Consider the following 17,782-nt stretch of genomic DNA (forward strand, 5'->3'; position numbering starts at 1 on the left):
GGGGGGGGGGCGGGGGGCATACGCCCCGCCCGCCGGGGTTGGCCCCGTGGGCATGGCTCCCCGCCGCGGGGGGCCGGCGCCGCCGCTCCGCGAAGGCTCGCGCAGCGGCGCAATTGCGTTTGGGGCCGCCGCAACCGAAGGAACCACCGGACCTCATGGTCGAGGCGCCCCTTGTTTGAGGCTTTGGGAAACAGGCTGACCGGGGTCTTCGACAAGCTGCGCCGCCGCGGCGCGCTGTCGGACGCCGATGTGCAGGAGGCGCTGCGCGAAGTGCGCGTGGCCCTGCTGGAGGCCGATGTCGCCCTGCCGGTGGTGCGCGACCTCATCGCCAAGGTGCGCGAGCGCGCGGTGGGCGCGGAGGTGATCCGCTCCGTCTCCCCAGCCCAGCAGGTGGTGAAGATCGTCAACGACGCGCTGGTCGAGGCGCTGGGCGGCGGCGCGGCGGAGGCCGGGGGCGAGGCGCCGAAGCGCGGCCTCGACCTGAACGCGCCGGCGCCGGTGCCGATCCTGATGGTCGGCCTGCAGGGCTCGGGCAAGACGACGACCTCGGGCAAGATCGCGCTGCGCCTGCGCGCGCGGGAGCGCAAGAAGGTGCTGCTCGCCTCGCTCGACGTGCACCGCCCCGCGGCGCAGCTGCAGCTGCAGACGCTGGCGCAGCAGGCCGAGGTCACCTCGCTGCCGATCGTGGCCGGCGAGACGCCGCTGCAGATCGCGGCCCGCGCGATGGATCTGGCGCGGCGTGAGCTCTACGACGTGGTGGTGCTCGACACCGCCGGCCGCCTCGCCATCGACGAGGCGCTGATGGCCGAGGTGGCGGAGGTGAAGGCCTTCGCGAAGCCGCATGAGACGCTGCTGGTCGTGGACGCCATGACCGGCCAGGACGCGGTGAACACCGCGCGCGCCTTCCAGGACAAGGTCGGCGTCACCGGCGTGGTGATGACGCGGGTGGATGGCGATGCGCGCGGTGGTGCGGCGCTGTCCATGCGGGCGGTCACCGGCGCGCCGATCAAGCTGCTCGGCGCCGGCGAGAAGCTGGATGCGCTGGAGGACTTCCACCCCGACCGCATCGCGAACCGCATCCTCGGCATGGGCGACATCGTCTCCCTTGTTGAGAAGGCGGCGGAGCAGCTCGACCAGGCCGAGGCCGAGAAGCTTGCGAAGAAGATGCAGAAGGGGTCCTTCGACCTCGAGGACTACGCGCAGCAGCTCAAGCAGATCAACAAGATGGGCAGCCTGTCCGGCATGCTCGGGATGCTGCCGGGCGTCGGCAAGATGAAGAAGCAGATCGAGGAGGCGAACCTCGATCAGACCGTGCTGAAGCGCCAGGCGGCGATCATCGGCTCCATGACGCCGAAGGAGCGCCGCAACCCGGACCTCATCAAGGCGAGCCGGAAGAAGCGTATCGCCGCCGGCAGCGGCACCTCCGTGCAGGAGGTGAACAAGCTGCTCAAGCAGTTCGACGACATGTCCGCGATGATGAAGCGGATGAACAAGCTGGGCCAGAAGGGAATGATGCGCGGCGGATTGGGCGCGCTGATCCCTGGCCTTGGAAACCGCAGACCTTTCTGACCAAGGAGAGTATCCACACCATGGGCCTGAAGATCCGGCTTGCCCGCGCGGGCGCGAAGAAGCGGCCGTACTACCACATCGTGGTCGCCGACAGCCGCAGCCCGCGCGACGGCCGCTTCATCGAGAAGCTGGGCAGCTACAACCCGATGCTGCCGTCCGACCACCCGGACCGCGTGCGCCTGTTTGCCGAGCGCATCAACCACTGGAAGTCGCAGGGCGCGCTGCCGACCGAGCGCGTGGCGAAGTTCCTCGGCCATGCCGGCCTCGCGCCGATGCCCGTCTTCGCCGAGCAGCCCAAGAAGTCCGCGCCGAAGAAGAAGGCGCAGGAGCGGGCTGCCGCGGCCGCCGCGGCGGCGGGCTGACGGACCGCGCCTGAGGGCCCGACGTGACGAAGCGTGTTCTTCTTGGCGAGATCGGGAGGCCGCACGGCGTGCGGGGCCTGGTGCGTCTGCACGCCTTCACGGACGACCCGATGGCGATCGGCCGCTACGGCGCGCTGACCGACGCGACCGGCACGCGGAGCTTCGCCGTGCAGGCGCTGCCCGGCGGCCTCGGCCGCATCGAGGGCGTCGCGGATCGCGACGCCGCGGCGCGGCTGACGGGCACGAAGCTCTATGTCGCGCGGGAAAGGCTGCCGGCCTCCTCCGATCCCGACGAGTTCTTCCTCTGCGATCTCGAGGGCCTGACCGCCTTCGATGCGGAGGGGCAAGCGCTCGGCACGGTGCGCGGCGTGGAGGAATACGGCGCTGGCCCCTTCCTGGTGATCCAGGATGGTGCGCGCGAGCTGCTCGTGCCCTTCACCAGGGCCGCCGTGCCGGCAGTGGATGTGGCGGGCGGGCGCGTGACCGTGGTGCCGCCGCCGGAAGTCGTCGTGGAACCGCGTCCTGGCGAGGAGGCGGCCTGATGACCTGGCGCGCTTCCGTCCTGACGCTGTTCCCGGAGATGTTCCCCGGGCCCCTGGGCCTTTCGCTCGCCGGCAAGGCGCTGCGCGAGGCGCGCTGGGCGCTGCAGGCGCTCGACATCCGCGGCTTCGCCACGGACCGTCACCGCAGCGTGGACGACACGCCCTTCGGCGGCGGCGCGGGCATGGTGATGCGGCCGGACGTGGTGGATGCCGCGCTCGGCGCCGCCGTCGCGGCGACCCCGGATGCGCGGCGGATCTACCTGACGCCGCGCGGCAGGCTGCTCGACCAGGCGCTGGTGCGCGAGCTCGCCGCCGGGCCGGGCGTGATCCTGCTCTGCGGCCGCTACGAAGGCGTGGACCAGCGCGTCATCGAGGCACGGGAACTGGAAGAGGTCTCGGCCGGCGATGTCGTGCTCTCTGGCGGGGAGGTGGCGGCGATCCTGCTGCTCGATGCCTGCGTGCGGCTGCTGCCGGGCGTGATGGGCGCGGCCGACAGCGCCACCGAGGAAAGCCACGGGCCGGAAGGGCTGCTGGAATATCCCCACTACACGCGGCCCGCCGAATGGCAGGGCCGCACCGTGCCGGAGGTGCTGCTCTCCGGCCACCACGCGGAGGTCGCGAAGTGGCGCCGCGCGCGGGCCGAGGAGGCCACGCGCACGCGCCGCCCCGATCTCTGGGCGAAGCATCTGAACCGAAACGCGGGCGAGGGCGGGCGGCTGGACGGCCACCCGGCCGCCGCCTAGATGACCTGACAGAAGGAACCACTCCGATGAACCTGCTTCAGCAGTTCGAGGCGGCGCAGCAGGCGCGCCTCTCCGCCGCCCGCGCGACGCCGGATTTCGCGCCGGGCGACACCGTGCGCGTGATGGTGAAGGTGGTCGAGGGCGAGCGCACTCGCACCCAGGCCTATGAGGGCGTGTGCATCGCGCGCTCCAACCGCGGCCTGAACAGCAACTTCACCGTGCGCAAGCTGTCCTACGGCGAGGGCGTGGAGCGCGTCTTCCCGCTCTATTCGCCGAACGTGGCGGAGATCCAGGTCGTGCGCCGCGGCCGCGTGCGCCGCGCGAAGCTCTATTACCTGCGTGGCCGCACCGGCAAGTCCGCGCGCATCCAGGAGCGGGCGCGCGAGACCACGGCCTCTGCCGAGGGCTGAACCGAATCACCCGCGCGATCCGCAAGGTCGCGCGGGACTTGCTGGAGAGGTGACGAAACCATGTCGGCACAGAAGCCGCGCACGCTGTTCGACAAGATCTGGGACGCCCATGTCGTCGAGACGCTCCCGGACGGCACCGCGCTGCTCTACATCGACAAGCACCTCACCCATGAAGTGACCAGCCCGCAGGCTTTCGAGGGCCTGCGCATGGCCGGGCGAAAGGTGCGCCGGCCGGATGCGACGATCGCGGTGGTGGACCACAACATCGCAACCGACGCCTCCCGCTACGGCACGATCGAGGATCCCGAGAGCCGCACCCAGGTCGAGACGCTAGAGCGGAACGTCAAGGAATTCGGCGTTCCCTACATCCCGCTGACCGACAAGCGGCAGGGCATCGTGCATGTCATCGGCCCGGAGCTCGGCCTCTCCCTGCCGGGCATGACGATCGTCTGCGGCGACAGCCACACCTCGACGCATGGCGCGCTCGGCGCGCTCGCCTTCGGCATCGGCACCTCCGAGGTCGAGCATGTGATGGCGACGCAGACGCTGCTGCAGAAGCCGGCGAAGAACATGCGCGTCAGCGTGGACGGCACGCTCGCTGTCGGTTGCACGGCGAAGGACATCGTGCTGGCGATCATCGGCCGCATCGGCACCGCCGGCGGCACCGGCCATGTGATCGAATATGCGGGCGAGGCGATCCGCGCGCTCGACATGGCCGGGCGGATGACCGTCTGCAACATGTCCATCGAGGCCGGCGCGCGGGCCGGGATGGTGGCGCCGGACCAGACCACCTTCGACTACGTGAAGGGCCGCCCCTTCGCGCCGAAGGGCGAGGCCTTCGAGCAGGCGCTGGCGTGGTGGAAGGCGCTGCCTTCCGACGCCGACGCGCATTTCGACACGGAAGTGCGGCTCGACGCCGCGCAGATCGCACCGCAGGTCACCTGGGGCACCAGCCCGGAGGATGTGCTGCCGATCACCGGCAGCGTGCCGAACCCGGCCGAGGTCGCCGACGAGGCCAAGCGCGCGCGGATGCAGCGCATGCTGGACTACATGGGCCTGACCGCGGGCCAGCGCCTGCAGGACCTCAAGGTGGACGTGGTCTTCATCGGCTCCTGCACCAACAGCCGGATCGAGGACATCCGCGCCGCCGCCGCCATCGTGAAGGGCCGCAAGGTGGCCGATGGCGTGCGCGCGCTGGTCGTGCCCGGCAGCGGCCTGGTGAAGGAACAGGCCGAGCAGGAAGGCCTCGACCGCATCCTGAAGGAGGCCGGCTTCGAATGGCGCGAGGCCGGCTGCTCCATGTGCCTCGGCATGAACCCGGACAAGCTGAAGCCCGGCCAGCGCTGCGCCAGCACGTCGAACCGCAACTTCGAGGGACGCCAGGGCCCGGGCGGCCGGACGCATCTGCTCTCGCCCGCGATGGCGGCCGCGGCGGCGCTCGCCGGGCGGCTTGCCGATGTGCGCGACTTCCAGCCGAAGGGGACGGTGTGATGCGAGCCTTCACGACCCTGACCGGCATCGCGGCGCCGATGCCGGAAGCGAATGTGGACACCGACAAGATCATCCCCGCGCGCTTCCTGAAGACCATCGCGCGCACCGGCCTCGGCAAGAGCCTCTTCGCCAACCTGCGCTACCGCGAGGATGGCGGCGAGAACCCGGATTTCATCCTGAACCGCGAGCCCTACCGGAGGGCCGAGGTGCTGATCTCGCACGAGAATTTCGGCTGCGGTTCCTCGCGCGAGCACGCGCCCTGGGCGCTGCTGGATTTCGGCATCCGCTGCGTCATCGCGCCCTCCTTCGGCGACATCTTCCACAACAACAGCTTCAAGAACGGCATCCTGCCGATCCGCCTGCCGCGCGAGGTCTGCGACCAGCTGATCGAGGATGCGAAGCTCGGCCAGAACGCTCGCGTCACCGTGGACCTTGAGCGCCAGGTGGTGGTGCGCCCGAACGGGGAGGAAATCCGCTTCGAGGTGGATCCGTTCCGCAAGCACCTGCTGCTGAACGGCCTCGACGACATCGGCCAGACGATGCAGCACGCGCCGTCCATCGACGGCTACGAGGCGAAGCAGAAGGCCGCGCAGCCCTGGCTGTATTCGACGGCACCGGGGGTCTGAGATGCCGGCGAACAAGAAGCTCCTGATCCTCCCCGGCGACGGAATCGGCCCTGAGGTCGTGCGCGAAACGCGCCGCATCATCGAGTGGCTCGAGCGCCGCCGCGCGATCACCTTCGAGATCGAGGAAGGCCTGGTCGGCGGTGCGGCGATCGACGCCACCGGCTCGCCCTGCCCGGACGAGACGGTGGAGGCCGCGAAGGCCGCGGATGCAGTGCTGTTCGGCTCGGTCGGCGGACCGAAGTGGGACAGCCTGCCCTTCGAGCAGCGGCCCGAGCTCGGCATCCTGCGGCTGCGCAAGGATCTCGGCCTCTTCGCCAACCTGCGACCGGCGGTGGTGCTGGACCCGCTGCTCGACGCCTCGGCGCTCAAGCCCGACCTGGTCCGCGGCCTCGACATTATGATCGTGCGCGAGACCACGGGCGGCGTCTATTTCGGCGAGCCGCGCGGCGTGACCACCGGCCCTGACGGCAAGCGCACCGGCGTGGACACCCAGGTCTACCACGAGGACGAGATCGCCCGCGTCGCCCGCGTGGCCTTCGAGCTGGCGCGCAAGCGGCGCAACAAGGTCACGAGCGTCGAGAAGGCGAATGTCATGCAGACCGGCCGCCTCTGGCGCGCCGTGGTCGGCGAGGTCCACAAGGCCGAGTTCGCCGATGTCGAGCTCGAGAACATGTACGCCGACAACTGCGCCATGCAGCTGGCGTCGAAGCCGAAGCAGTTCGACGTCATCCTCGGCGACAACCTGTTCGGCGACGTGCTGTCCGACCTGGCGGCGGCGCTGACGGGCTCGCTCGGCATGCTGCCCTCGGCGACGCTCGGCGCGGTGCAGCCCACCGGCAAGCGGCATGCGCTGTACGAGCCGATCCATGGCTCGGCGCCGGACATCGCCGGCAAGGGCATCGCGAATCCCTCGGCGCAGATCCTCTCCCTCGCGATGCTGCTGCGCATCTCCTTCGGCATGGAGGAGGACGCGCTGCTGCTGGAGCGGGCGGTGGAGAAGGTGCTGGCCGGCGGCCTGCGCACCGCCGACATCATGGCGCCCGGCATGGCGCGGATCGGCACCAGCGTGATGGGCGAGGCGGTGCTGCGGGAGCTCGAGAAGCTCGCCGCATGAAGTCGCCGCCCGGGGGTTGCGCCCCCGGGCCGGCCCCGCTACATCGCCGTTCCCGGCAGGACCCGTAGCTCAATTGGATAGAGCACCAGACTACGGATCTGGGGGTTAGGGGTTCGAATCCTCTCGGGTCCGCCAGGATACGCGCCGCAGGCGCTGGCTTCACGGACGCATCGGCGCTTGGCGCGGAGTGTTCCATCGGTGGTCGCACTGCTTCCCGCCGCTTCGCCGCTGCACTTCTCCGGACAGCCGCCCGTGCCGCGGGCTGCCAGCCGGTCGCCCCGGCCATGAGCCGGCGGCCGGCGCAGCGCCGCTGCGGCAGCGTCGGCCTCGCAGACCCGTTCCATTCCTGCTGCGACGCGACGCGGCGCCGCGCATGAGCCTGCTGCCCGAAGTCCCGACCGGGCTGCAGGAGCGCATCGGCGCCCATGCGGCGCTGCGCGCGCGTTATCTTGCCCGGCCGCATCCCGGCGCGCCGGCCATGCGCATGCTGCGGCTGCTCGCCGGGGCGGCGCGGGGCGCCGGGCGCTGGCTTTTCCTCGGCCTGGCCGGCGCGGTGGTCCTCACGGTCGTCGGGCAGTTGCTGGTGAATCTCCGCATCACGACCTGGAACGCGGATTTCTTCGATGCGCTGGAGCGGCGCTCGGCGCCCGAGCTGTTCCGCCAGGCCTGGATCTTCCTGGTCATCGTCGCCGCCTGGATGGTGGTGGTGACTGCGGCGCTCGTCGCCAAGCGCCACCTCGTCATCGAGCTGCGGCGCCATCTCACGCTGGCGCTTACCGGCACCTGGATGGATGCCGGCCGCCACTACCGCCTGCGCAACATGGAAGGCAGCCACGACAACGAGGACGGGCGCATCGCGGAGGATGCGCGCGTGGTCTGCGAGACGGGCGTGGAGTTCCTGGCCTCCCTGCTCGCGGCCGTGCTGCAGTTCGTCGCCTTCGTCGGGCTGCTCTGGATCCACTCCGGCACCGCGCGGCTCATGATCGGCCGCGTCGAGCTCGTCATCCCGGGCTACATGGTCTGGATCGCGCTGATCTACGCCTTCCTCGGCGCCGCGCTGGCGATCTTCGTCGGCCGCCCCCTGGTGCGCGCGACGGATCGCCGCCAGGCGGCCGAGGCCGATTTCCGCGCGAGCCTGCTCGCCGGCCTCGCGCATTCCCCGGTGATCGCCCTGACCGGCGCCGAGCCGGGCGAGCGGCGACGCCTTTCGACAGCCTTCGCGCGGGTGCGCGCCAGCTGGAACGTCCAGACCGGCTCCTTCCGCAACCTGTCCTTCCTCTCCTCAGGCTTCGGCCTGCTGACCGCCGGACTGCCGATGCTGGTCCTGGCGCCGGGCTACCTGGCCGGCGAGATCAGCCTCGGCACGCTGATGCAGCTCACCATCGCCTTCGGGCAGGTGGTCGGCGCGCTGCTCTGGCTCTCGGACAACTACCCGACCATCGCGCAGTGGGAGGCATCGGCCGAGCGCGTGCTGGCGCTGCACGATGCGCTCGCCGACCTTCCCAGCGAGGCTTCGGCCGCCGAGCCGGGCCGCGTCTGGCGCGCGGCGGAGAAGGGGCCGGAACTCGTCTTCCGCGAGGTCACGCTGCTCGGCCCCGCCGGCGAGGTGCTGCTGTCGCGCTTCGACACCGTGATCCGCCCCGGAGAGCGCGTGCTGCTGGAGGCGCCGCCACAGGTCGCCGCCGCGCTGTTCCGCGCGGTGGCCGGGCTTTCGAGCTGGGGGGCCGGGCGCATCGAGCTGCCGGAGAACTCATCGCCCTTCTTCATGGGCGAGCGCCCCTACCTACCGCGCGCCACGCTGCGCGAGGCTGTGCTCGAGCCCCAGGCGGCCGGGGACGTGGCCGACGAGTCGCTGAAGGCCGCGATGCTCGCCACGGGCGTCCCGCATCTCGTCCCCATGCTGGACGCGGTGGCCGATTGGGAGGAGGAGCTGGGGCTCGAGGAGCAGCAGCGCCTGCAATTCGCGCGCTGCCTGGTGCAGCGCCCGGGCTGGATCATGATGCACGACGCGACCAGCGCGCTCGGCGCGGTTGAGGAAGCGCGCCTGCTGGCTGCGCTGGCGCAGCACCTGCCGGAGGCGGCGATCATCTCCATCGCTCATCGCCCGATCGCCGAGGGGCTCTACCAGCGGCGCATCACGCTCCCCGCCGCGGCGTGAGCCTCGCTGCCCGTCAGCGCGGCGTCCTGCCCGCGGTGAAGGCCGCGGCGCCCTGGCGCCATTCGCCATCCGCGAGGCAGCGGTCGATCGCCAGCATCTCATAGGCCTGGCCGGTGCGCAGGTCGCTCTCCATGCCGACATCGATGCAGCGCTTGGCGAGCTGCACCGAAAGCGGGAAGGCCTGCAGGATCATGCCCACCGTCTCCTGCACCGCGTTCTCCAGTTCCTCCGGCGCGACGACGCGGTTCACCAGGCCGACGCGCAGGGCCTCCTCCGCGCCCATCACGCGCCCGGTGAAGAGCAGCTCCTTCGCCAGCGCCTTGCCGACGATGCGCGGAAGCCGCTGCGTGGCGCCGACCGAGCCGCGCACCGCTTCCGGGTAGCGGAAGGAGACGCGGGAGGAGGCGAGGATGAAGTCGCAGGCCGTTGCGATCTCGCAGCCGGAGCCGATGATCGGCCCTTGCCCCACCGCGATGCAGGGCTTCGGGCAATACTGGATGGCGTCATAGGCGGCGAAGGCCGCGAGGCGGCGGTTGCGCAGCCATTCCTCCGTCACGCCCGCGCGTTCCTTCATGTCGGCGCCGGCGCAGAAGGTCGGGCCGGCGCCGCGCACCAGGATCACGCGCACCGTTGCATCCGCTTCCAGCGCCTTCACGGCGGCCTGGAGATCGAGCGCCATCTGCAGGTTGAGCGCGTTGCGCTGGTCGGGCCGGTTCAGCGTGATCGTGCCGACGCCGTCGGTGGCGTCGCACAGCACCGTCTCGAACTGGCTGCCCATCAGATCGCTCCTTCCGCGCGCAAGGCCGCGATGGCCGCCGTGTCCAGGCCCAGCCGCTCGCGCAGCACCTGGTCCGTGTGCTCGCCCAGCATCGGCGGGCGCGCCACCTCCAGCCGGTCGTAGCCGGAGAAGCGGAGGGGCACGGGCAGCGCCGGGAATTCTCCCAGCGTGGGATGCGCGAAGGCCGAGACCATGCCGCGCGCCTGCACATGCGGGTCCTGCACGACTTCCCGCACATCCAGCACCGGGCCTGCCGGCACGCCGGCGGCGACGCAGGCCTCGACGAAGGCATCGCGCGTCCAGCCGCGGATCGCCTCCGACAGGCGCTGCATCACCTCGGCGCGGTTATCGAGGCGCGCGGCATTCGTCGCCACGCGCGGATCGGCGCCCCATTCGGACAGGCCGAGCAGCTTGCACAGCGGCGCCCAATGCGGCTCGTTGCAGGTGATCTGCACATGGCCGCCATCGGCGGTGGCGAAGGCGGCCGAGGGCACGCGGCCCGGATGCTCCGTGCCCATCCGCCCCGGCACCTCGCCCAGCGCGAACCAGCGCGCGGCGGCGATAGTGAGCAGGCTCACCTGGCCGTCGAACATCGAGAAGTCGATATGCGTGCCGCGGCCCGTCGCGTTGCGCCCCATCAGCGCCGCGAGCACCGCGATCGCCGACCACAGGCCGGAGGAGAGGTCCGCCACCGGCAGCCCCGCCTTGCAGGGCGCGCCGCCCTGCTCCCCGGTGAGCGAGAGCATGCCGGTCATCGCCTGGAACACCGTGTCGTAGCCGCGGCGCTTCGCATAGGGCCCGTCCTGGCCGAAGCCGGTGACGGAGAGATAGACGATGCGCGGATTGACCTTCGCGATGTTGTCGTAGTCGAGCCCGTAGCGCTTCAGCGTGCCGACGGTGAAGTTCTCCACCACCACATCGGCGCCGGCCGCGAGGTCGCGCACCAGCTGCTGCGCCTTCCTGTTCCGCAGATTGGCGGTGATGGATCTCTTGCTGCGGTTGGCGGTGAAGCCATAGGCACTCTCGCCCTGGACCATCGGCTCGTAGAAGCGGATCTCGTCGCCGGTGCCGGGCTGCTCCACCTTGATCACCTCGGCACCCATCTCCGCCAGCAGCATGGTCGCATAGGGCGCGGCCAGCACGCGGGCGAGATCGAGGACGGTGATGCCTTCGAGCGGCTTCATGCCGGTGTTCCCTGCGCTTCAGCCGAGGCCGAGATCGGTGAGCGCGAAGTCGCGCAGCCTGTTCTTCTGCACCTTCGCGCTGGCGGTCATGCCGATATGCTCGAAGCTCTCCACGACGCGCAGGTGTCGCGGCACACGGAAGCCGGCGAGGCGTTCGCGGCACCAGGCGAGCAGGTCGTCGGGCGATGCGGCGCCGGGCGCGCGCAGGATCACATAGGCGGCGGGCACCTCGATCAGCCGCGGGTCGGGCACGCCGACCACCTGCGCCTGCATCACGGCGGGATGCGCGTGCAGGACATCCTCCACCTCGGCCGGCGCGACATTCTCGCCGCCCACCCGGATCAGCTCCTTCGCGCGGCCGGAGAAGCGCAGGCGCCCCGCCTCATCCATCACGCCGAGATCGCCGGTGTGCAGCCAGCCTTCCGCATCGATCGCGCGGGCCGTCTGCTCGGGCATGTTGTAGTAGCCCTTCATCAGCGCCCAGCCGCGCACGAGGATCTCGCCGAGTTCGCCGGGCGCGCAGTCGCGCGCCTCCTCCGGGTGGCGGATACGGACCTCGAGGCCGGGCAGGGGGAAGGCATAGCCTTCCAGGCGCTTCGCGGGGTCGTCGTCATGCGGGCCCATCGCGACATTCGGCGAGGCCTCGGACTGGCCATAGGCGCAGCAGATGCCGGGCATGCCGAAGCGTTCCTGCGCCTGGCGCATCACCAGGCCTGTCGCCGCGGCCCAGCCGCCGCGCAGCGCGATGCGTTCCTCGGGCGGACGTGGCTCGCCCAGCATCATCAGGAACATCGTGTCGTTCCCGCAGATATGCGTGCAGCGCTCCGCCTGCAGCATGCGCAGCGCGAGCGCGGCATCGAAGGTCGGCGTGGTGACGTAGGTCGCCCCGGCGGTCAGCGCGGCGAGGAAGGAGAGGGTGACGCCCGCCACATGGAACAGCGGCCGCTGGCTGAAATAGCGGTCGCCCGGCCGCAGCCCGAGCCGCTGCCCGACATGGAAGGCATCGCGCAGCATGCTGTCATGCGACAGCATCGCGCCCTTCGGCGCGGAGGTGGTGCCGGAGGTGTACTGGATCAGCGCCGCGTCCTCCGGCTGCACGCCGAGGCAGGCGGGATCGAAACCGGCCTCGGGCTCGCGGTCGAGCTCGGCATGCGGCAGGGAAGCGGCCGGCAGGTCGGCGCCGAGCACCGCAATCCGACGCAGCCGCGGCAGCGCCGCGCCTGGCAGGGCGCCGTCGATCGCCGGCTCGATGCCGCGCAGCATCGCGACGAAATCAACCTTGAGCAGCCTGTCCTGCATCACCAGGAAGGCCGCGTCGGATTGGCGCAGGCAGTAAGCGATCTCGGGCGGGCGAAGCCGCGTGTTCACCGGCACGACCACTGCGCCGAGCGTGCCGGCGGCGAGCAGCAGCGCGGTCCACTCCACCGAATTGCCCATGCAGATCGCGATGTGGTCGCCGCGCAGCAGGCCGAGCCGGTGCAGATTTGCCGCGCGCCGCAGCACCAGCGCGCGCAGGCTGGAGAAGGTGATGCGCTCGCTGGGGAGGACGACGGCCTCGGCATCCGGCCAGAGGCGCGCCGCGCGATCCAGCGCGCCCCAGTAGGTTGTCTTCGGCCAGTCCGGCGACGGTCCGGCCACGTCCATGCTCAACGCCCGCGCTCTGCCCGCCAGGCCTTGAACTCATCCAGGCTTGCCGGATCCGTGGCCGGATAGAGACCGCGGATGGAGCGGCCTTCCGCCACCTTCTCGGCCACGAAATCCTCATAGGCCGTCATCTCGGTGCCCTCGGCCGCGATCTCCTCGGCCAGATGCGCCGGGATCACGATGACCCCGTCGGCGTCGCCCACCAGCACGTCGCCCGGGAAGACCGGCGCATCCCCGCAGCCGATCGGCACATTGATGTCGATGGCGTGGTTGAGCGTGAGGTTGGTCGGCGCGGAGGGACGGCTGTGATAGGCGGGGATGCGGAGCGCGCCGATCTCCGCCGAATCGCGGAAGCCGCCATCGGTGACGACGCCCGCGACGCCGCGCGCCTTCAGCCGCCCGACGAGGATCGCGCCGGCCGAGGCCGCGCGTGCATCCTTGCGGCTGTCGAAGACCAGCACCGCGCCGGGCGGGCACTCCTCGATCGCCTTGCGCTGCGGATGCGCGGGGTCCCGGAAGACCTCGAGCGTGTTCAGGTCCTCGCGCGCCGGGATGTAGCGCACCGTATAGGCTTCCCCGACCATGCTCTCGCCGCCGGCCGGATGCAGCGGCAGCACGCCCTGGATCATCTGGGTGCGGAAGCCGCGCTTGAACAGGGCGGTCGCGATGGTGGCTGTGCTGATCCGGCGCAGCTTCGCGCGGGTTTCTTCGCTCAGCGGCATCGGCTTCGGCTCTCGCTCAGTAGATCACGGGTTCGGGGACGGGCGCGCCGAAATCCGTGCGCAGGAAATCGAAGTCGCAACCCTCGTTCGCCTGCTGGATGTGCTTCGTGAAGGCAAAGCCGTAGCCGCGCTCGAAGCGGGCAGGGGGTTTTGCCCAGGCGGCGCGGCGATGCGCCAGTTCGTCCTCGCTGACGCGCATGGTGATGCTGCGCGCATCCACGTCCACCTCGACGATGTCGCCGGTGCGCAGCAGCGCCAGCGGCCCGCCGACGAAGCTCTCCGGCGCCACATGCAGCACGCAGGCGCCGTAGCTGGTTCCGGACATGCGCGCATCGGACATGCGCAGCATGTCGCGATGGCCTTCCTTCAGCAGGCGCTTCGGCATCGGCAGCATGCCCCATTCCGGCATGCCCGGCCCGCCCTGCGGCCCCGCATTGCGCAGCACCATCACGGTGTCGGGCGTGAAGGGATAGCTCTCGTCGTCCACCGCCTTCTTCATGCTGGGATAGTCGTCGAACACCACCGCCGGGCCGGCATGCTTCAGAAACTTCTGGTCCATCGCCGCCGGCTTGATGACGCAGCCATCGGGTGCCAGGTTGCCCTTCAGCACCGCCAGCGAGCCCTCGCCATAGATCGGGTTGGACAGCGGGCGGATGACGTCGTCGTTGTAGACCTTCGCGCCCGCGATGTTCTCGCCCACGGACCTGCCGGAGACGGTCATGCAGGACAGGTCGAGATGCTCCGCCATCGTGGCCATCAGGCCGCGGATGCCGCCGGCGTAGTAGAAATCCTCCATCAGGTAGGTCTTGCCGGAGGGCCGCACATTGCCGATCACCGGCACCTTGCGGCTGGCGCGCTCGAAATCATCAAGGCCGATCTCATGCCCCGCGCGGCGCGCCATCGCGATCAGGTGGATGATCGCATTGGTCGAGCAGCCCATCGCCATGGCAACGTTGATCGCGTTCAGGAAGGCCGCGCGCGTCTGGATGCGCCTTGGCGTCACGTCGTCCCAGACCATGTCCACGATACGCCGGCCGCTTTCGGAACAGAGGCGGATATGGCCGGAATCCGCGGCGGGGATCGAGGAACCGCCGGGCAGCACCATGCCCACGGCCTCCGCGATGGCGGTCATGGTGCTGGCGGTGCCCATGGTCATGCAGGTGCCGTAGCTGCGTGCGATGCCGGCCTCCACGCCCAGCCAGTCCTGCTGCGTGATCGTGCCGGCGCGCAGCTCGTCCCAGTATTTCCAGGAATCGGAGCCCGAGCCGAGCGTCCTGCCGCCCCAGTTGCCGCGCAGCATCGGCCCGGCGGGGATGAAGATCGCCGGGATGTCCATGCTGGTCGCGCCGAGCAGCAGGCCCGGCGTGGTCTTGTCGCAGCCGCCCATCAGCACGGCGCCGTCCACGGGATGGCTGCGCAGCAGCTCCTCCGTCTCCATCGCCAGCATGTTGCGGTAGAGCATCGTGGTCGGCTTCACGAAGCTCTCGGAGAGGCTGAGCGCCGGCAACTCCACCGGGAAGCCGCCTGCCATCAGGATGCCGCGCTTCACATCCTCCACGCGCGTCTTGAAGTGGACATGGCAGGGCTGCAGGTCGGACCAGGTGTTGACGATCGCGATCACCGGCCGGCCCTGCCATTCCTCCGGCGCGTAGCCCATCTGCATGGCGCGGGAGCGATGGCCGAAGCTGCGCAGGTCGGCCGGGCCGAACCAGCGGCGGCTGCGCAGCGCCTCGGGCTGCTTGCGGCGGGACGTCTCGGTCATCTCTTGGCCTCTGGCGTGGTCGTGGCGCGCGACACTGTCGGACAGGCGACCGCCGAGGGGAAGCGGGGCAGGGGCGGGGCCCGCCCATGCCGCCGCCTCCTTGCCAGACGACTATCGCAGGGTCAGGCCGATCGCCTTGACGATCGGGTCCCAGGTGGCCCGTTCCTCCTGGAGGAAGGCGGTGAGTTGGGCTGGGCTGCTCGGCACGGCGTCCGCGCCCTGCCGTGCCAGGGCGGCGCGCACCGCCTCGTCCTGCTGCGCCGCCGTCACCGCCGCGGCGATCCGCTCCAGGATCGGCGCCGGCGTGCCGGCGGGCGCGAGCAGGGCCTGGAAGTTGCGCACGCGCAGCGCGGGGAAGCCGAGTTCCGCGGCGGAAGGGATGTCGGGCGCGAGCGCCGAGCGCGTGTCGCCGGTGATCGCCAGCGCCCGCACGCGGCCGCCGGCCAGCAGCGGCAGAACGGCGGAGATGTCGCCGAACAGGCCATCGATCTTGCCCCCGACCAGGTCGGGCAGCGCCGCGCCGGTGCCGCGATAAGGGATGTGCTCGAAACGCACGGAGGCGATGCGACCGAGCAGTTCCATCGCCAGATGCGGCGTGGTGCCGATGCCGGCGGAGCCCATGTTCAGCCCGCCGGGGCGCGTGCGCGCCAGCGCGACGAATTCGGCGAGCGTCGTCGCCGGAAGGTCGGCATTCACCGCAAGGATCTGCGGGCTGCTCGCGATCAGCGCGATGGGCGCAAGCGCCTGCAGCGGGTCCGGCGCATCGGCGCTGGCCGCGGGGGCGATCACCAGCGGGCCGGGCGATCCGACCAGCAGCGTGTAGCCGTCGGGTCGCGCGGCCGCGACCAGGCGCGTGCCGACGACGCCGCCCGCGCCGGCACGGTTCTCCGCCACCACGGGCTGGCCGAGCTGGCGCCGCAGCCCGTCCGCCAGCGGGCGCGCGACATTGTCGACGGGACCGCCCGGCGCGAAGGGCACGACCAGCGTGATGGCGCGGCTGGGCCATGTCTCGGTCTGTGCGGTTGCGACCGCAGGCAGCAGCAGCGATGCCAGCAGGGCGCGACGGGGAAGGGCGCTCATTGGATGCTGATCCCGCCGCGGCGGATCACGGGCCCCCAGCGATCCGATTCCTCCTTCACGGCCGCTGCGAGATCCGTCGGCGTGCCGCCCAGCTTCTCGATGCCGAGGATGCGGAAGCGGTCGGCGACGACGGGCAGGTTCAGCACCGCATTCACCGTGGCGTTCAGCCGCGCGATGATCTCCGGCGGCGTGCGGCCCGGCGCCAGCAGGTAGTTGAAGGACGCGTCGTGATAGCCCGGCAGGGTGCGCGCCAGGGGCGGCAGCTCCGGCGCGGCGGCGGCGGGCTCCGACGTGCTGACGGCGAGTGCGCGCAGCTTGCCCTCACGCACCAGCGGCAGCAGCGTGGCGATGTTGTCCATCATGAAGTCCACCCGCCCTGCCATCACCTCCTGCGCGGCCGGGGCGGTGCCGCGGAAGGGCACGTGCAGCAGCTCCACATCCGCCATCTGGCCGAGCATCGCCGAGGCGAGATGGCCGGAGGAGGCGACGCCCGCGCTGGCATAGCTCAGCGGTTGCGGCGCCCGCTTGGCCAGCGCGATCAGCCCGGCCGGGTCGCGCGCCGCGAAGTCGGGGCCGACGACGAGCAGCTTCGGTGCGCGCATCAGCGCGATGACCGGGGCGAAGTCGGCGACCGGGTCGTAGGGCAGGCTGCGCATCAGGAAGGGATTGAGGATCTGCACGTTCGGCGTGGCGTAGAGCAGCGTGTGCCCGTCGGGTGCAGCGCGCGCGACCGCGACGGCGCCGATGGTGGTGCCGCCGCCCGGGCGGTTCTCCACCGTGACCGGCTGGCCGAGTTCCTGGCCCAGCGGCTCGCCGATCAGTCGCGCGATGGTGTCGGCGGCGCCGCCCGGCGCGAAGGGGACGACCAGGCGTATGGGCCGGTCCGGCCGCCAGGCCTGCGCGCGCAGCGGCAGCGCGACGCAGCTCGCGGCCAGGGCCAGAAGCAGGGCGCGTCGGTTCCGGTGATGCGGCTTTACGCCCATGACATTCCCCCTCGCTCTTAGGTCGTTAGGTCAGTCCTATGACCTTATGGCGTCGTCGCCCGTCGTGTCCAGGGCAGGACCACGCCTCCTCCTTCCTCGCGATGAACCGCAACAAGCAACGCATCGCGCTCGACATCGCGCCATCCGAAGGTCAGGCGACGCTGCACGCTCGTCGCTCGTGCCGCTCTTCCGAGCCCCCGAGCGACGCCGCTCGGCTTGAAAATGCGCTACCGCAGCTTGATGTCGATCCGCACGACGTCGCCGCGATAGATCCCGTCCGCCACCAGCACCAGCACGCCGCGCTGGTCCACCGCCGCCCGGCGCACATGCGCGACCGGCGCGTTCAGCGGCACCCGCAGCGCGGCCGCCGTCTCCACGTCGGCGGTGCCGATGGTCAGCGTCTGCCGCGCATCGCCGACCCGCACGCCCGGCAGGCTCGCCACCAGCTTCAGCGCGGTCTTGGTGCGCAGGTCCTCCTCCGTCACCTTCGGCGCCAGGCGCTCGTCCAGATAGACATCGGCGAGCAGGAAGGGCTGGCCGTCGCGCCAGTGGCGGCGGGGGAAATGGCGATAGAGCGCGGCGGGGGGGGGGGGGGGGCGGGGGGGGGCGCGGGG

17 protein-coding genes and 1 tRNA gene are annotated in these 17,782 nt (G+C 71.0%); 10 read left to right on the plus strand and 8 right to left on the minus strand.

The features are described 5' to 3' along the window. Positions 1-171: 171 nt before the first annotated feature. The 10 genes from ffh (at position 172) to AC1MIR_RS03095 (ending at position 9,015) form a co-directional block, all read left to right on the plus strand. Positions 172-1,569, plus strand: a complete 1,398-nt coding sequence (ffh, locus tag AC1MIR_RS03050; protein WP_480026712.1) for a signal recognition particle protein — start codon at positions 172-174, stop codon at positions 1,567-1,569. A 20-nt stretch (positions 1,570-1,589) separates the two neighbouring features. Beyond that, on the plus strand, positions 1,590-1,931 hold the full coding sequence (gene rpsP / locus AC1MIR_RS03055; RefSeq protein ID WP_137176735.1) for a 30S ribosomal protein S16: 342 nt from the start codon (positions 1,590-1,592) through the stop codon (positions 1,929-1,931). A 23-nt stretch (positions 1,932-1,954) separates the two neighbouring features. Next, complete coding sequence (rimM, locus tag AC1MIR_RS03060) at positions 1,955-2,473, plus strand: ribosome maturation factor RimM (protein ID WP_480026713.1); 519 nt, start codon at positions 1,955-1,957, stop codon at positions 2,471-2,473. Further along, on the plus strand, positions 2,473-3,216 hold the full coding sequence (gene trmD / locus AC1MIR_RS03065) for a tRNA (guanosine(37)-N1)-methyltransferase TrmD (protein ID WP_480026714.1): 744 nt from the start codon (positions 2,473-2,475) through the stop codon (positions 3,214-3,216). The genes rimM and trmD overlap by 1 nt, the downstream gene beginning before the upstream one ends. Positions 3,217-3,242: 26 nt before the next feature. Then, entirely contained in the window at positions 3,243-3,626 is a 384-nt protein-coding gene (rplS, locus tag AC1MIR_RS03070) for a 50S ribosomal protein L19 (protein WP_480026715.1), read from the plus strand. A 60-nt stretch (positions 3,627-3,686) separates the two neighbouring features. After that, positions 3,687-5,117, plus strand: a complete 1,431-nt coding sequence (leuC, locus tag AC1MIR_RS03075; protein WP_480026716.1) for a 3-isopropylmalate dehydratase large subunit — start codon at positions 3,687-3,689, stop codon at positions 5,115-5,117. Further along, positions 5,117-5,743, plus strand: coding sequence for a 3-isopropylmalate dehydratase small subunit (leuD, locus tag AC1MIR_RS03080; protein ID WP_480026717.1), 627 nt, complete (start codon positions 5,117-5,119; stop codon positions 5,741-5,743). Before leuC ends, leuD begins: the two co-directional genes overlap by 1 nt. Before the next feature lies 1 nt (position 5,744). Next, positions 5,745-6,857 (plus strand): 3-isopropylmalate dehydrogenase, encoded by a 1,113-nt coding sequence (gene leuB / locus AC1MIR_RS03085; protein WP_480026718.1) that lies wholly within the window; start codon positions 5,745-5,747, stop codon positions 6,855-6,857. Between the two features lie 58 nt (positions 6,858-6,915). Beyond that, positions 6,916-6,992 (plus strand) — tRNA-Arg (locus AC1MIR_RS03090). Between the two features lie 238 nt (positions 6,993-7,230). After that, positions 7,231-9,015 carry an ABC transporter ATP-binding protein/permease gene (locus AC1MIR_RS03095; RefSeq protein WP_480026719.1) on the plus strand — a complete coding sequence of 595 codons (1,785 nt, stop codon included), beginning with the start codon at positions 7,231-7,233 and terminating at the stop codon, positions 9,013-9,015. Positions 9,016-9,028: 13 nt separating this feature from the next. Here AC1MIR_RS03095 and AC1MIR_RS03100 read toward each other — a convergent pair whose 3' ends face one another. The 8 genes from AC1MIR_RS03100 to AC1MIR_RS03135 form a co-directional block, all read right to left on the minus strand. Continuing rightward, entirely contained in the window at positions 9,029-9,793 is a 765-nt protein-coding gene (locus tag AC1MIR_RS03100; protein ID WP_480026720.1) for an enoyl-CoA hydratase/isomerase family protein, read from the minus strand. Continuing rightward, positions 9,793-10,977 carry a CaiB/BaiF CoA transferase family protein gene (locus tag AC1MIR_RS03105; protein WP_480026721.1) on the minus strand — a complete coding sequence of 395 codons (1,185 nt, stop codon included), beginning with the start codon at positions 10,975-10,977 and terminating at the stop codon, positions 9,793-9,795. Before AC1MIR_RS03105 ends, AC1MIR_RS03100 begins: the two co-directional genes overlap by 1 nt. Positions 10,978-10,995: 18 nt before the next feature. Continuing rightward, a complete protein-coding gene (locus AC1MIR_RS03110; RefSeq protein WP_480027047.1) occupies positions 10,996-12,621 on the minus strand; it encodes an AMP-binding protein in 1,626 nt (541 codons plus the stop codon). Between the two features lie 2 nt (positions 12,622-12,623). After that, the gene (locus AC1MIR_RS03115) at positions 12,624-13,343 is read right to left on the minus strand and encodes a ribonuclease activity regulator RraA (RefSeq protein WP_480026722.1); all 720 of its coding nucleotides are present in this window, start codon (positions 13,341-13,343) and stop codon (positions 12,624-12,626) included. Between the two features lie 16 nt (positions 13,344-13,359). After that, entirely contained in the window at positions 13,360-15,105 is a 1,746-nt protein-coding gene (gene araD, locus AC1MIR_RS03120; protein WP_480026723.1) for an L-arabinonate dehydratase, read from the minus strand. Between the two features lie 111 nt (positions 15,106-15,216). Then, positions 15,217-16,185 (minus strand): Bug family tripartite tricarboxylate transporter substrate binding protein, encoded by a 969-nt coding sequence (locus AC1MIR_RS03125; protein ID WP_480026724.1) that lies wholly within the window; start codon positions 16,183-16,185, stop codon positions 15,217-15,219. Beyond that, entirely contained in the window at positions 16,182-17,168 is a 987-nt protein-coding gene (locus AC1MIR_RS03130; protein ID WP_480026725.1) for a tripartite tricarboxylate transporter substrate-binding protein, read from the minus strand. Before AC1MIR_RS03130 ends, AC1MIR_RS03125 begins: the two co-directional genes overlap by 4 nt. Before the next feature lie 227 nt (positions 17,169-17,395). Continuing rightward, positions 17,396-17,782: UTRA domain-containing protein (locus AC1MIR_RS03135; protein WP_480026726.1), on the minus strand; the 387-nt coding region annotated here is incomplete at its 5' end.

Source organism: Falsiroseomonas sp. RANM36, assembly GCF_056682175.1.

Coding starts and splice junctions, on each gene's coding strand:
- rpsP (WP_137176735.1), top strand. CDS start 1,590: ATGGGCCTGAAGATCCGGCTTGCCCGCGCGGGCGCGAAGAAGCGGCCG.
- trmD (WP_480026714.1), top strand. CDS start 2,473: ATGACCTGGCGCGCTTCCGTCCTGACGCTGTTCCCGGAGATGTTCCCC.
- rplS (WP_480026715.1), top strand. CDS start 3,243: ATGAACCTGCTTCAGCAGTTCGAGGCGGCGCAGCAGGCGCGCCTCTCC.
- leuC (WP_480026716.1), top strand. CDS start 3,687: ATGTCGGCACAGAAGCCGCGCACGCTGTTCGACAAGATCTGGGACGCC.
- leuD (WP_480026717.1), top strand. CDS start 5,117: ATGCGAGCCTTCACGACCCTGACCGGCATCGCGGCGCCGATGCCGGAA.
- leuB (WP_480026718.1), top strand. CDS start 5,745: ATGCCGGCGAACAAGAAGCTCCTGATCCTCCCCGGCGACGGAATCGGC.
- AC1MIR_RS03095 (WP_480026719.1), top strand. CDS start 7,231: ATGAGCCTGCTGCCCGAAGTCCCGACCGGGCTGCAGGAGCGCATCGGC.
- AC1MIR_RS03100 (WP_480026720.1), bottom strand. CDS start 9,793: ATGGGCAGCCAGTTCGAGACGGTGCTGTGCGACGCCACCGACGGCGTC.
- AC1MIR_RS03105 (WP_480026721.1), bottom strand. CDS start 10,977: ATGAAGCCGCTCGAAGGCATCACCGTCCTCGATCTCGCCCGCGTGCTG.
- AC1MIR_RS03110 (WP_480027047.1), bottom strand. CDS start 12,621: ATGGACGTGGCCGGACCGTCGCCGGACTGGCCGAAGACAACCTACTGG.
- AC1MIR_RS03115 (WP_480026722.1), bottom strand. CDS start 13,343: ATGCCGCTGAGCGAAGAAACCCGCGCGAAGCTGCGCCGGATCAGCACA.
- araD (WP_480026723.1), bottom strand. CDS start 15,105: ATGACCGAGACGTCCCGCCGCAAGCAGCCCGAGGCGCTGCGCAGCCGC.
- AC1MIR_RS03125 (WP_480026724.1), bottom strand. CDS start 16,185: ATGAGCGCCCTTCCCCGTCGCGCCCTGCTGGCATCGCTGCTGCTGCCT.
- AC1MIR_RS03130 (WP_480026725.1), bottom strand. CDS start 17,168: ATGGGCGTAAAGCCGCATCACCGGAACCGACGCGCCCTGCTTCTGGCC.